The sequence below is a fragment of the Clostridia bacterium genome (genome assembly GCA_017438525.1).
In the GTDB taxonomy this organism is placed as follows: domain Bacteria; phylum Bacillota; class Clostridia; order Oscillospirales; family RGIG8002; genus RGIG8002.
Genome location: JAFRVI010000016.1, coordinates 1 through 12,865, shown reverse-complemented (window position 1 = coordinate 12,865; position 12,865 = coordinate 1). Strand labels below are relative to the sequence as shown.

Below are 12,865 nucleotides of genomic sequence, written 5' to 3'. Positions count from 1 at the left end.
CGATACCGCTATGCGTTCTGCTCAAAGAATTCGCAGTTGCCGATGCGATAATCGTTGTCGTATATATCAAATCTGCGGGCGGAGATCGATCTCACCGCCTCACGCGGCTTGATGAATCTCACGTCACATGATTTGTCCTTGCGCGAATAATTCGACATAGCGACGACGTATTCGGGACGCGCGTCGTCTGCGCTTCCGTTTTCTTCGCTCGGTTTTAATATGTAAATACGATTCTCCGCAAACACGACGTTTATTTTTATGTGCGCACGGGCGACAACGTCGTCCGCGGAGTGTTGTTCGGTTCTTACGAATACTTTGTATCTGTAATCGATAAGTTTGATAATAAGATTTGAAATTACAGTTGCTAAAAGCAGCGCAAGTGCTCTGGGGAAATAATTCAGATCATTCGGTTTAATCACTATGATTACGATGCAGGTTAACGCGAAAAGTATATTCAAAACCGTGGTGATCGTATTGATCTTTTTTACGCGCGGGCTCATCCATTCAACTGCTTCTTTGCCGCAGTCGGCGCAGCCCCAATGCGTTTTACCAAACAGGCGGCCGCGCTTTTCTCCTGCCGGCTTTTTGAGGGGAGACAACGATTTTTCGCCGCAATACGGGCAGTAACACTTCTTCATTACGAGCCGTCCCTTCCGTTTCTTTCTTTGCCGCTATTATATTGCAAAAACCCGCCGCTGTCAAGTAATATCCGCGCCGGACGCGGCATAGTATTCCGCGGAGGGTGAAAACGGTATGTTTGTGTTTACGTTCAACGTCAAAAAAGCGGCGAAGTACGCTCTTATAGTCGCGCTCGCGGCGGCAACGGTGATCTTCGCGGCGGCGCAGGTGCGCGATTCGCGGGCGGTGCCCGCGGCGAAGTCGGCGTATCAGGATATCGCCGGCAACGAGGCGCGGCGGGAGTTCCTCGCCGGCTTCGGCTGGGAAACGACGGCGGAGCCGGAGGAAACGGTCGCGGTCTCCGTGCCGGAGGAGTTCGACGGCGCGTTCGCGGAGTACGCGGAGCTGCAGCTTTCGCAGGGCTTCTCGCTCGAGAGCTTCAAGGGCAAAACGCTCACGCGCTATACCTACGGCGTGACGAACTACGCCGGCGAGCCGGAGGGGAGCGTCAAGGCGAACCTGCTTATGTCCGGCACGACGGTTGTCGGCGGCGACGTCTGCTCCGTCCGCTCGGACGGCTTCATCCACGGCCTCGCCAAGCCGCAGGAATAGAGAGATATAAGCTAAAAAAGAACGCCCGCGGGCGTTCTTTTTTATATCATTCGTTTACAATATCTATCACGGCGAATTCGCTTATGCAGCCGGTCTTGAACGGGATGCCCCAGCCGGAGATGCCGCTGGTGACGTAAAAGTCCGTTTCGCCGCGGCGTTCGGAGCCGTATTCGCGGTCGTTCGCGCCGCTCCAGAGCCCGATCAGTCCGGCGGGGAAGATGTGGCCGCCGTGAGTGTGGCCGGAGAGCACGAGGTCGACTCCGCATTCCGCCTCGGCGGCGTAGTCGTTCGGCTGATGATCGAGCATTATCGCGTATTTCGTGCGGTCGAGCCCGCTCGTCAGCTCCGCGGCGGAGAGGCGGTCGCGCTCGCTGCGGTCGCGCCGCCCGACGATATAGAAGCTGTCGTTCACCAGTGCCGTTTCGTCGCGCAGGACGGTGACGGAGTTCTTATCGAGCGCGTCGAGCAGCTCCTGCGTCGAGAAGTTGCGGTATTGGAAATAGCCCCTGTCGTGGTTGCCGAAGACGAGGTAAACGCCGTATTTCGATTTGACTTCGCCCAGCGCGTCGCAGGCGCGGAGCATATCCGCCTTTTCGGTGTCATCGTCCACGAAGTCGCCGACGATGACGACGACGTCGGGTTCGACCGCGCTGACGCGCTCCATCTGCTCCGCGAAGCCCTCGCCGTCGAGCGTTATGCCGAGGTGCGAATCCGCGATCTCGACGACGCGTATGCGTTCGCCGCCTATATCCTTCTTCGTCGTGAAGGTCTCGTGCGTCTCGAATACGTGGTGCGCGAAGAACCACCCGCAGGCGAGATAGACGGCCGCGAGGGAGAGCGATATAATCCCGGCGAGGTCGCCGCGCGGACGCTTCCGCGCCTTGCGGATGACAAAGCCGATAAGGTCGCCGAGCGCGAGGAAGATTATGACGTGCATCCAGACAATGATAACGGCGTAGAGATTGACGAAGAAAAACGCCGCTATCGGCAGCAGCGCGGCGGAGGCGACGAGCCATTCGAGCCACCTTCTGCCGCCCGCGAGCCGTTTGACGAAGCCGAATCTGCGGCACCGCCACACTATATAAAAGCACCCGACCGCCAGCAACGCGGTGAGTATCGTGATTATCGTTCTGAACAAGCGGCGCGTCCTCCTTTGCGGGATTATGGAAAAAATATAGCATAATTCCCGCGTTTCAGCAAGTGAAAAATCGTTATTTCACAAAATATTCAGCGATTCGACACATATTCTGCCGCGTCCGCTTATTGACAAACCGAGCCCGTCGGGTTATAATTACTTGAAACAAACCCGAAGGAGATATAATATGAAAAAGATTCTTTCGATACTGCTCGCGTGCCTGATGCTCGCGGCGCTCTGCGCCTGCGCCGACGAAGCCGCCGCCGTTCAGGGCGAAACGCAGGACTGGGGCAAGCTCTCCCTCTTCGTTCCGGACGGAAACAGTCTCGTCGGCGGCAGTCTTATCGACGCGGAGGACCCATATTCCGCGTGGATACTGCTTGACAGCGACAATATGCACTACTACCTCGTCGGCGTCGTGGACGGCAGGGATACCGCCGAGGCCAACCTCGCGGCGACGCAGGAGGTCAACGACGTCAACGGCGGCGAAGGTGCCGTCACCATCGAAGTCGACGGCGTGACCTGGACGGGCTATTCCTACAAGTACAACGGCGCGGATTGCTTCCAGCTCTTCGGCGACGTTGGCGGCAAATGGGTGACCGTCAGCGCGGCGTACCACGCCTACGACTCCGCCGAGACGAAGGCGGTGCTCGGATCGATCAAGGTCAGATAGGAGATTTGCTTTGATGCAGATGGCTCAGGGTCTTCCGCCCGTATTCAGAATACTTCCGGTGCTGATGGTGGTGTGCATCATCGTCATGCGCCTGCTTCGCCACAGCTCCGAACGCGCCGAGCAGCGCGAGGAGACGGTGCGCGGCAACAGCTTCGTTTGCGAATACCGCAAGCACGGCGGCATGGAGGACGCGTTCCTGCTGATGAAGCTCGTTTCGGACGCGGACGGCGTCAAGCTCTTTGTCGGCGAGCGCCTTCCGGACGCGGAGGAAACGGAAGACGTCTATCCGCTGCCCGCGAACGCCGCCGACCCGCTGATCGATATTTACTTCGAACGCGGCGTCTGGAAGTGGGGCGAGCTGAAGCAGTCGGAAGTATTCGCGCTCGATTCTTCGATTTACACCGTCCGCTTCAACACCGCGATCGGAGAAACGCGGTTCGGCTCAAACGACGAGCTGCCGAAGAGCGGCGAAGGCATCATCATCGACGTTTACGATTACCTCAACAGCTGGCGCAGCGTTTTCCGCGGCGCCGCGGAGCAGAAGCAGTAAGCGAACTGAAAAGAATATGAAAAAAGAGCGCCGCATGCGGCGCGCTTTTTTATGCTTGATTTCAATTTTTTAACTTCTCGAGTATCTCCCGCGCGACGAAGACACCGCTGGCGGATGCGTGCGAAAGCGAGTGGGTGACGCCGCTGCCGTCGCCGATTATATAGAGACCGTCGTACTTCGTTTCGAGCTTCTCGCTCAGCTCGACCTCCATGTTGTAGAACTTGACCTCGACTCCGTAGAGGAGCGTGTCGTCGTTCGCGGTGCCGGGCGCGATCTTGTCGAGCGCGAAGAGCATCTCGATAACGCCGTCGAGTATGCGTTTGGGGAGCACGAGCCCGAGGTCGCCGGGCTCCGCCTTCAGCGTCGGCGTGACGAAGCATTCGTCGATGCGCTTCTGCTTGCTGCGCCTGCCGCGCATCAGGTCGCCGAGCCGCTGAACTATAACGCCGCCGCCGAGCATGTTCGAGAGGCGCGCGATCGATTCGCCGTAGCCGTTGCTGTCTCTGAACGGGTCGGTGAAATGCTTTGAAACGAGCAGCGCGAAGTTGGTGTTCTCCGTCTGCCTCGCGGGATCGTTGAAGCTGTGGCCGTTTACCGTCACTATGCCGTTGGTGTTCTCGGTGACGACTATGCCGTGCGGATTCATGCAGAAGGTGCGGACCTTGTCCTCGTATTTCTCGGTGCGGTAGACGATCTTGCTTTCGTAGAGGTCGTCTGTGATATGCGAAAACAGCGTCGCGGGCAGCTCCACGCGTACGCCGATGTCGACGCGGTTGGACATCGTGGGGATATCGAGCTCGCGGCAGACCTGCTCCATCCACTTGCTGCCGCTTCTGCCGACGGAGACTATGCAGCGGCCGCACTCGAACTCTTTGTCCGCGGTCGTCACGCGGAAGCCGCCGTCCGCGGCTTCGATGTGCTCGACCGGCGTTTTGAAGTAGAAGTCGACGCGCTCGTCGAGGTACTTATAGAGGTTTTCCAGAACCTTATAGTTGACGTCCGTGCCGAGGTGGCGGACGGAGGCGTCGAGCAGCTTCAGCTCGTTCTGGGCGCATATCTTTTTAAGCTGCGTGTTCGCGGTGGAGTAGAGCTTCGTGCCTTCGCCGCCGTAGGCGAGGTTGATGCCGTCGACGTACTTCATCAGCTCGAGCGCCTTTTCCTTGCCGATATACTCGTGCAGCGTGCCGCCGAAGTCGTTGGTAATGTTATACTTGCCGTCGGAGAAGGCGCCCGCGCCGCCGAAGCCGCTCATAATAGAACAGTTCGGGCAGTTAACGCAGGTCTTCACCTTGTCGCCGTCGATGGGGCAGCGGCGCTTGCTGAGGACGTTGCCCGCCTCGAAGACGGCGACCTTCAGCTCCGGAGCGTTCTTTACCAGCTCGTAGGCGGAGAATATGCCGCCCGGTCCCGCTCCGATGATTATCACGTCGTATTTCATATTTGTTCGCTCCTTTCGGTGACGAATTTGACTATGTTTATTCAGCGATGACTCCGTCGCGGATGCGGATGGTCACGTCGGCCTTCCTGCCGATCGCCTCGTCGTGAGTGACTATGACGACGCAGTAGCCGCGGTCGTGCGCGAGCGAACGGAGCAGCTCGAATATCTTGGCGCTGTTGTCCTCGTCGAGATTGCCGGTCGGCTCGTCCGCAAGCAGCACCTTCGTTTCCATGCCGAGCGCGCGGGCTATCGCGACGCGCTGCTGCTCGCCGCCGGAAAGCATCGCGGGGAAGCGGTCGAGCACGTCCGCGGGAAGCCCGACGCTTTCGACGAGCTCAGCCGCGCGCTCCTTCGCCTCGGCGGGCTTCATTCCGCGCAGCTCCATCGGATACATTACGTTCTCCGATACCGTCAGCAGCGGGAAAAGCCGGAAGTCCTGGTATATGACGGAGACCTTTTCGCGTCGGTACTTCTCGAGGTCGGTCTCGGACGTCGGCACGCCGTTGCATACGATCTGTCCGGACGTCGGCAGATCGAGGCCCGCGATGAGCGAAAGCAGAGTGGTTTTTCCGCTGCCGGAGCGCCCCATAAGCGCGTAGACCTTGCCCGAGTCGAAACCGCAGGAGATACCGTTGATCGCGTCTACGGTGCGGTATTTGTTTTTATATGAATATCTGACGTCGTTAAGTTCGATAATGCTCATTTCATCTACTCCTTTGAAGACAGAAGCTCCATAAGCTTCGTTTTGCCGATCATACGCACCGAAACGGCGCAGCCGGCGAGATAGCATACGGCGAACGCCGCCGCGGCTGCCGGCGGGAGCCAACCTCCCGCGTTGAAAACGGGGATCGCGGCGGCTCCGATAAGCGTGCCCGCGCCGCATAGCAGTGCCTGCTCGAAGAAGAAGGACGCGAATATGCGTTTACCGTTCGCGCCGAAGCCGCGCATCAGCGCGAACTCCTGCTTCCTGCCGTTTATCAGCAGCCACGAAATGACGAATCCGCACACGGCGACAAGCGCCGCGATGACCGCCATCATGACCGTGCCGGTCGTGACGTATCTGCCGAGCGTCTCGGTCAGCCGGACGAAGCCGGCGTCGTTGAGCACGAGCGTCAGGCGTATCCGCCCGAGTTTGCCGACGCGGCTGAAGCCGGCGTCATAAAGCGTTTTTCTGACCTCGTCGAGTCCGCTCGCGGAGGTGAAGGTGAAGCGGCAGGTCGAGAGGGTTATCTGCGAGTAGTAATAGTAGTCCAGCGGATCGTAGTTCGCGGGCGGCGTGTAGTAGTTGTAGTAGCTGTAGCTCGGCCCGGGATGCTCCTCAGGGTCGTATTCGCCGAAAAGCGCGTCCGGCGGCAGCGCCCACGCGAGCGGAACGTATATCTGCGCCCTGCCCGTCTGCTTGTATATACCGACGACCTTCAGCGACTGGCCGAGCTCGGAGCGGTATCCGAAGGCGTCCTCGAGGAAGGTCACGCTGAAATCGTCGCCGGCTTTGAGCCCGTGCGCCTTCGCGAAGCCGTCGCCGACGACCGCGGGGATGGTGTAGTCGTCGAATTCATAGACTACCTCGCCCGTTTCGGTGACTGTCTTCTTCGGCCCGCTTCGGTAATGCGACAGGAACGGCTCGTACTTATCGTCGGCGAGGAAGCTTTCGTCCCAGCCGTCGAGCCATTCGACGACCGGCTCGGAGTAGTAGAAATCCTTCGCGCCCGCGAGGGCGTTCACCGCGGTTATATCCGGCTGCGTCGCGATCCAGTCCTCGCGCTGCTCCATGCCGAAGGAGGTGTTGGAAAACGGCGGCTCCTCGGAGGGTATCCAGTAGCGGAACGGTTTTGAAACGTAAACGCCGTCGACGTTGTCGAGCGCAAGCAGAGAGCGGACGTTTTCGGGAGAAATGATGAGTCCGGAGTACCAGCGGCCGTTCGTGCTTACGGCGTTTCCGGTGATCGTCATACCGTTATAGGCGGCGTCGAGCTCGTTTCGCCAGCCCTGATACATGCCGGAGAGGAAAACGACCGTGACGGTCAGCACCGCGGCGACCGCGGGAACGATAAGCGAGCGCATACCGCCGCGTTTTATAGAGAGCGCCGCGAAGCGGATGCTTCCGCGTCCGGCGGCGGAGGTGCGGCCGCTCGGAACGCGCACGCGGCTGCTGCCGCGGTCGAATGTTCCCGCGCGGTAGGCGCGCCGCATGAATATCAGACAGAACGCAAGCGAGAGCAGCATCATGCCCGCCCACGCCGCGAGCGTCGGGATAACGGAGCGCGGCGCGGAAAGCTCGACGGTTTTCCTTACGCCTATCGCGGTTTCGCTGTAAAGCAGGGGCGAATCCGCGCCGGATAACGCCGTTCGCGTCACGGCGGAGTATATGACCGGCAGCGTGAAGTGTCCCGCGGCCGCGCCGAGCAGGGAAGCGGACGCGGTTATCAGCAGCGCGCCGGAGAGCAGCCACGCGGCCACGGAGCGGCGCGGCGTCCCGAGCGAGACCATTATCTTCACGTTTCCGTCCTGTCTTCCGACGAAGAGAAAGGCGAAGAAAAGCAAAACCGTTACCGCGCCTACGGAGCATACGACGGCTACGTCGGCGGCGGTCGCTATAATCGATTCGAGCGGCCTGACCGCGTCGGAGTAGCCCTGATCGTAGACCGTCAGGCGCACTCCGGAGGGCAGGGAAGCGGAGATGCGTTCCGCCGTCTCCTGCGCGGAGGCGTTGTCGAGCCGCAGCGTGCCGAGACGGTAGCCGAAAAGCGGCGAGCCGAAGCCGTCGCCGACCGCCCATATCCTGCCGGAGAAATCGTCCGACCAGTTGGTTATCCCCGCCACGCGCAGCGTCTTTTGTACCGGCGCGACGTCGAGATCATAGCGCGAATCCTCCGCAGAGGTCAGCAGCGTGACGTGTATCTCGCCGCCGGGCGAAAGGTCGAGGGCGTAAGCGATATTCGGTGTGATTATACACGAGTCCCTGTCTTCGGGCGAGGGGATCTCGCCGCGCTCCGCGTAGACGAGCCCCTGATGGAACTCGTAAAGGTCGTTCACGTCGTCGGCGCTGTCGAGTACAAGACAGTTGTTGAGCTTGTTATAAAGCTCCGCGGTCTGCGCGAAGATCGCCGGTTCCGCGCCGTCGCGGAGCGCGAACGGCGAGCCGTCGTATCCCTTTATCGAAACGACCTCGAAGCTCGCGATGCCGTTATACGGCTCAACCGAGTTTTTCGGCAGGAAGACGCCGTGCGCGATATAGCTTTTGCCCTTCTCGGGAACGAAATCGAGCTCGCCGGGGATGAGGTTGACGAGTCTGTTCGCCTTGAAATCGGCGGCGTAAAGCACCTCGCTGACGCGCGCGGAGTAGTATGAGATCGCGCTTTTGTCCTCGCGCGGAATGATGACGCCGACGACGTTCCCGTCCTCGTCGTAATCGCAGCCGTAGCCGTCGAGGGAGTAGAAGTCGCCGTCGTCGGTCAGGACGTAATAACCGCCGCCGACGATGAAGGCGGTCCCGTTGTTATTGTTCAGGTAGTCGTTCGTGACGGTGAAACCGCCCTCGTAGCCGAAGAGTTCGCGCACGGTGTCCTCTATCGAGAGGTAATCGAACGTCATGCGATAGACCGGATCGCCGATGCCGCTGAGCACGACGACTCCGTAATCGGCGTATTTAGACGACGTGCTCTTGTTCGTGAAGCCGTCCGCGAAGACTATGTCCGAGCGCGTTTCCGTCCAGTCCTCGACGCCCTCCGGCAGCTTGCCGAAAAACGCCCCGACGTTCTCGGCGGCCGCCCTTGCGAAAGGATCGGCAGCGTTTTCGTCGGGGTAGTCTCCGCCCATGTATTCGAGCAATCCTACGGAGCGGTACGCGTCGTTGCAGCGGTCTATTATCTTCCCGCTGTATGAAAGTACGCCGAGCGACAGTACGAGCGAAAACGTCAGCGCGGTAATGAGAATGAAAAACAGCGCCGTGCGCCCGCGCGCTCTTATATTCGTATTGATTCCGTTTCTGAAAATCATATCTCGAGTTCCTCCGTTCCTTTAAGAGACTCGGAAAACGGGATAATATTACAATTCGCTGTTGCCGTTTTAAGAATGCGTTACGGCATCCGGCGCGCGGCGTTATCGCTGTCTTGCAAGAGAGCCGCTCTCGAGCTTTGTGTATTCCTTATCGAGATAGAGCTTGTGGTCGGCGCGCTGCTGGCACTGCTGGAAGGTGTCGCCGCCCGCGCGCAGCTCGTCGTAGCCGATGCCGACGCTGATGCTGTACGGAAGGTTCTCCACGGAGGAGCCGAGCTCGATCTGAGCGCGTATCTCGGCGGGGAGGTTCTCGATGTCCTTCTCGGAGCCGGGGTGCATAATGATTATGAATTCGTCGCCGCCGTAGCGCCCGAGGAAGAGCGGGAAGTTATAGCGCTGCGCGGCGTTGCGGAGCGCGTCGGAAATTATCCGCAGCGCGCGGTCGCCTTCGGCGTGGCCGTAGGTGTCGTTGATGTCCTTGAAGTCGTTGATGTCGATCATCATGACGTAGGTCCTGCGCCCCTCCTTGCGGAGGTTCGGCTGCGAAACGTAGCGAAGCAGCTGGCCGCGGTTGTTGAGCTGCGTCAGCGGGTCGGTGGAGATGCGCTCGTCCATCTGCTGGATGTAGAATACAAGCATGAGTATCGCGCAGGCGAAGCAGAATATCGGGGTGGTCGTCAGCGCCAGCAGCTGCACGGCGCTGCCCGCGATGACTATCAGCGGGAAGAAGCCGACGGATACGTGCTTTTTCATTTCGATCGGGTTATCCTCGATCTTTATCTTCCTTACCGAGAAGACTATGACCGCGATTATGTAGATGAACGGCACCGCGACGAGGAATATATCGAACGCGGGCATGGTTTCGAGGTTTTCGTCTATCAGCACCTGAGGCGCGGCGATATAGGTCGCGATAAGCGCGGCGGTGGACAGGATCAGGGGGAGCATAATGCTGAATATGGTTCCGCGTCTGTCTCTGTCGACGACCTCCTCGACCGCCATGACGAAGCGCAGCCACAGGTATGTGATCGCCGCCATGATGACGCAGTTGGCTAAGTTGGTGACGAAGACCGAGAAGTGCGTCTTCGGAATAATGCCGGAGTCGACTCCCGCCCAGACCGAGTCGGAGATGAAGTAGAGCATGAACGCTATAAGCGCTCTGTCGAACTTGATCTGTTTTTCCTGGCGGTCGATGCTGGCAAGATCGTGCGCCAGCATGATGCCGAAGATTATCGCGCATATCACGTTGGAAACGGTATAGTAAAGAAAATACTGTTGAGGCACGTTTATCAGCTCCTTTCGCGTTGGGCAGGATAGGAGTTTTCGCTTTAGAGGATCTCGCGCAGGGCGCGGATATAGGACGGGTTGCTGCCGCAGCAGCCGCCGACGTAGCTGACGTATTCGAGCGCGGGCTCGACCTCGCGCACGAAGGTCGCCGCGTCGTACTCGGCGGCGGAGCTCCCGTCGGAAGCGGAGATCGGCTTGCCCGCGTTGGGCTTGAAGACGAGCGGCAGGTCGGTCTTCTCCGCGAATTCGCGTATGACCGGCAGCGCGAGGTCGGGTCCGAGCGAGCAGTTCATGCCGATCGCGTCAATGCCGAGGGGCGTCAGGACGTCGATGACCTGCTGAACGGTGTTGCCCATTATCGTGCGGCCGACCTTCTCGAAGGTCATCGTGCAGTAGACGGGTACGTTATACTGCTTTGCGACGGTCGCCGCTATGCGCATCATTTCCAGATCCATAAAGGTCTGTATCATGATGCTGTCCGGCTTTTCCTCCATGCCGGAGCCGATATGCTCCTCATAGATCTCGCGGCATTCGGTTTCGGAAAGCTCGCCGTACGGCTCGAGCAGCGCGGAAAGCGGTCCGACGGAGAGCGAGACCTCGGCTTTGCCGCCGACGGCTTCGCGCGCGAGGCGCACTCCCGCCTTGACGATCTCCGGCGTCGTGTAAGCGGACGAGCGCTTGACGGCGGGGCCGTTCGCGCCGAAGGTGTTGGCGAGAATGATCTGCGAGCCGGCGTCGAGGTATTCCGCGGCCAGCTCTTTGACTATCTCCGGATGCTCGACGTTATAGGTCCAGACGGGATTTTTGGGGAAGCCGTATTTGTCGGCCTTTTCCCAGAGACTTGTTCCTACAGCTCCGTCAAGGAGCACGATGTCCTTTTTCATAAGTATCACCTTTTGGATATGTCGGGAGCGCGGAGTCAATACAGCTTCGCGCCGGCGGGGATGTGGGGGTCGACCTGGAGCAGGTGCAGCTTCTCCTCCTCGCCCTCCTTGTGGACGGCGCTGATGAGCATGCCGCAGCTCTCGATGCCCATCATCGGGCGGGGCGGCAGGTTGACTATCGCGATGCAGGTCTTGCCGATAAGCTCCTCCGGCTCGTAGAAGGCGTGTATGCCGCTGAGTATCGTGCGCGGAGCGCCGGTGCCGTCGTCGAGGGTGAACTTCAGCAGCTTCTTGCTCTTCGGCACCGCCTCGCATTCCAGCACCTTCACGGCGCGGAAATCGCTCTTTGAGAAGGTCTCGAAGTCGACGAAATCCTCAAACAGCGGCTCGATCACGACGTTGGAGAAGTCGGGCTTCTCGGCGGAGATGCTCGGCGCGCCCTCGATCGCGGGAGCGGCTTCGTTCGCTTCGGAGCCGGCGGCTTCGCTCTTGTTCTGCTGGTCGAGCGGCTTCATCGTGGGGATTTGAAGCATAATATCACATATCCTTTCATAAGTTCTTAAAACCCTGTATTTATGCGGGTTTAAGAGAGATGAACTTCTTATAAACTCTCAAAAAGCTTTATAAGTTTGCTGTCATTTGTCGTAAAATTTGTCGTAAATTCACTACGAGATTCTAAAGGCTCCTTCGAGGCTCGCAAACGTCTCAATCTTCTTTTCTTTAGTGGCTTCACTATACACATCCATAGTGGTTTCTATGTTTTTGTGTCCCATTATTTCCTGTATCACTTTGATATTGGATTCATTCTCACAAAGCCTCGTACAAAATGTATGACGAAGATTGTGACAACTAAAATGTGGCAGTAATAACGGTTCTCTGTGCTCTTGTCGTGCTCGCTCCTGCTCCTGAGCATTCGCTTCTTTTACAATTCTATCTATAACTTTGTTAACAGAATGCCCGTGTAGCGCGTGACCATATCGGTTAAAGAATATGAAGTGCGTATAGCCATCAACCACCAACGGATTAAAGCCGTCTTCTTTCTGGCGCTCATATTCTTCGAGCAGCGCCTTCTTTACCTCGGAGAACATAGGAATAATGCGTATGCCCGCACGCGTTTTTGGAGTTGTAATTTGCGCTTCCGGTGCTCCGTTTCGTCCACGGGAATTGTATACGAGGTTGTGGTTTATTTCGATTATGTTATTCTCGAAATCACAGTCCTCCCATCTCAATCCGCTAACCTCGCCTATGCGTGCTCCGGTGCCGAGCATTACGGTGAATAATGTCATCCACCGTTTATAAATTGGATTCTGTGATACGAACTCCACGAAGCGTTCCTGTTGCTTGGTTGTAAGCGCGTGCCGTTTTGGTGTCTCCCAATTATGGCTTCTCTTGATTTCCGCAAGTGCTCCGTCGGTCGGGTTAACACGCAGTATTCCATCTCTGACTGCGATTGCAAATACGGGGTGGAGCAACGTATGAATATTGTCTACTGTATTCGGTTTGAATCCAAAGTCTTTGATGAGGTGGATGTAATACTTCTTGATATCGCTATATTTGATATCCACCAATCGCATCGCGCCGATACTGTCGCTTACGAACTTTTTGTACATATATTGATAGTTTGTTCGCGTTGTTGCCTTTAGCTCGATTTTAGTGGCTATATACTCGTCGT

At 58.0% G+C, this 12,865-nt stretch carries 11 protein-coding genes and 1 pseudogene; 3 read left to right on the top strand and 9 right to left on the bottom strand.

All coding sequences use genetic code 11. The features are described from left to right. Window positions 1-8 precede the first annotated feature (8 nt). Window positions 9-638 carry a hypothetical protein gene (locus tag IJL83_01565; protein ID MBQ6552295.1) on the bottom strand — a complete coding sequence of 210 codons (630 nt, stop codon included), beginning with the start codon at window positions 636-638 and terminating at the stop codon, window positions 9-11. A 115-nt stretch (window positions 639-753) separates the two neighbouring features. On the opposite strand from IJL83_01565, the gene IJL83_01560 reads away from it, so the two are divergent. Then, window positions 754-1,230: a DUF4830 domain-containing protein gene (locus IJL83_01560; protein ID MBQ6552294.1), complete on the top strand. Its 477-nt coding sequence runs from the start codon at window positions 754-756 to the stop codon at window positions 1,228-1,230. Window positions 1,231-1,276: 46 nt separating this feature from the next. On the opposite strand, the gene IJL83_01555 is transcribed toward IJL83_01560, so the two are convergent. Beyond that, entirely contained in the window at window positions 1,277-2,368 is a 1,092-nt protein-coding gene (locus IJL83_01555) for a metallophosphoesterase (protein MBQ6552293.1), read from the bottom strand. 184 nt (window positions 2,369-2,552) lie between these two features. Here IJL83_01555 and IJL83_01550 point away from each other — a divergent pair, with 184 nt between their 5' ends. Further along, complete coding sequence (locus tag IJL83_01550; protein ID MBQ6552292.1) at window positions 2,553-3,038, top strand: hypothetical protein; 486 nt, start codon at window positions 2,553-2,555, stop codon at window positions 3,036-3,038. A 13-nt stretch (window positions 3,039-3,051) separates the two neighbouring features. Then, on the top strand, window positions 3,052-3,588 hold the full coding sequence (locus IJL83_01545; protein MBQ6552291.1) for a hypothetical protein: 537 nt from the start codon (window positions 3,052-3,054) through the stop codon (window positions 3,586-3,588). Window positions 3,589-3,649: 61 nt separating this feature from the next. On the opposite strand, the gene IJL83_01540 is transcribed toward IJL83_01545, so the two are convergent. The 7 genes and pseudogenes from IJL83_01540 to IJL83_01510 all read right to left on the bottom strand — a co-directional run. After that, window positions 3,650-5,026, bottom strand: a complete 1,377-nt coding sequence (locus tag IJL83_01540; GenBank protein MBQ6552290.1) for an FAD-dependent oxidoreductase — start codon at window positions 5,024-5,026, stop codon at window positions 3,650-3,652. 37 nt (window positions 5,027-5,063) lie between these two features. Beyond that, a complete protein-coding gene (locus IJL83_01535; GenBank protein MBQ6552289.1) occupies window positions 5,064-5,729 on the bottom strand; it encodes an ABC transporter ATP-binding protein in 666 nt (221 codons plus the stop codon). Between the two features lie 5 nt (window positions 5,730-5,734). Then, entirely contained in the window at window positions 5,735-9,025 is a 3,291-nt protein-coding gene (locus IJL83_01530) for a hypothetical protein (GenBank protein MBQ6552288.1), read from the bottom strand. Window positions 9,026-9,127: 102 nt separating this feature from the next. Further along, entirely contained in the window at window positions 9,128-10,306 is a 1,179-nt protein-coding gene (locus IJL83_01525) for a GGDEF domain-containing protein (GenBank protein MBQ6552287.1), read from the bottom strand. Between the two features lie 44 nt (window positions 10,307-10,350). Then, window positions 10,351-11,193, bottom strand: coding sequence for a homocysteine S-methyltransferase family protein (locus tag IJL83_01520; GenBank protein ID MBQ6552286.1), 843 nt, complete (start codon window positions 11,191-11,193; stop codon window positions 10,351-10,353). A 35-nt stretch (window positions 11,194-11,228) separates the two neighbouring features. Then, window positions 11,229-11,738, bottom strand: a pseudogene (locus IJL83_01515) (lysine--tRNA ligase). A gap of 120 nt (window positions 11,739-11,858) precedes the next feature. Then, a partial coding sequence (locus tag IJL83_01510) for a tyrosine-type recombinase/integrase (protein ID MBQ6552285.1) occupies window positions 11,859-12,865 on the bottom strand: 1,007 nt, incomplete at its 5' end.

Excerpts from the sequence above, each read along its gene's own strand:
- IJL83_01565 (MBQ6552295.1), bottom strand. The coding sequence starts at position 638 with ATGAAGAAGTGTTACTGCCCGTATTGCGGCGAAAAATCGTTGTCTCCC.
- IJL83_01560 (MBQ6552294.1), top strand. The coding sequence starts at position 754 with ATGTTTGTGTTTACGTTCAACGTCAAAAAAGCGGCGAAGTACGCTCTT.
- IJL83_01550 (MBQ6552292.1), top strand. The coding sequence starts at position 2,553 with ATGAAAAAGATTCTTTCGATACTGCTCGCGTGCCTGATGCTCGCGGCG.
- IJL83_01545 (MBQ6552291.1), top strand. The coding sequence starts at position 3,052 with ATGCAGATGGCTCAGGGTCTTCCGCCCGTATTCAGAATACTTCCGGTG.
- IJL83_01540 (MBQ6552290.1), bottom strand. The coding sequence starts at position 5,026 with ATGAAATACGACGTGATAATCATCGGAGCGGGACCGGGCGGCATATTC.
- IJL83_01535 (MBQ6552289.1), bottom strand. The coding sequence starts at position 5,729 with ATGAGCATTATCGAACTTAACGACGTCAGATATTCATATAAAAACAAA.
- IJL83_01530 (MBQ6552288.1), bottom strand. The coding sequence starts at position 9,025 with ATGATTTTCAGAAACGGAATCAATACGAATATAAGAGCGCGCGGGCGC.
- IJL83_01520 (MBQ6552286.1), bottom strand. The coding sequence starts at position 11,193 with ATGAAAAAGGACATCGTGCTCCTTGACGGAGCTGTAGGAACAAGTCTC.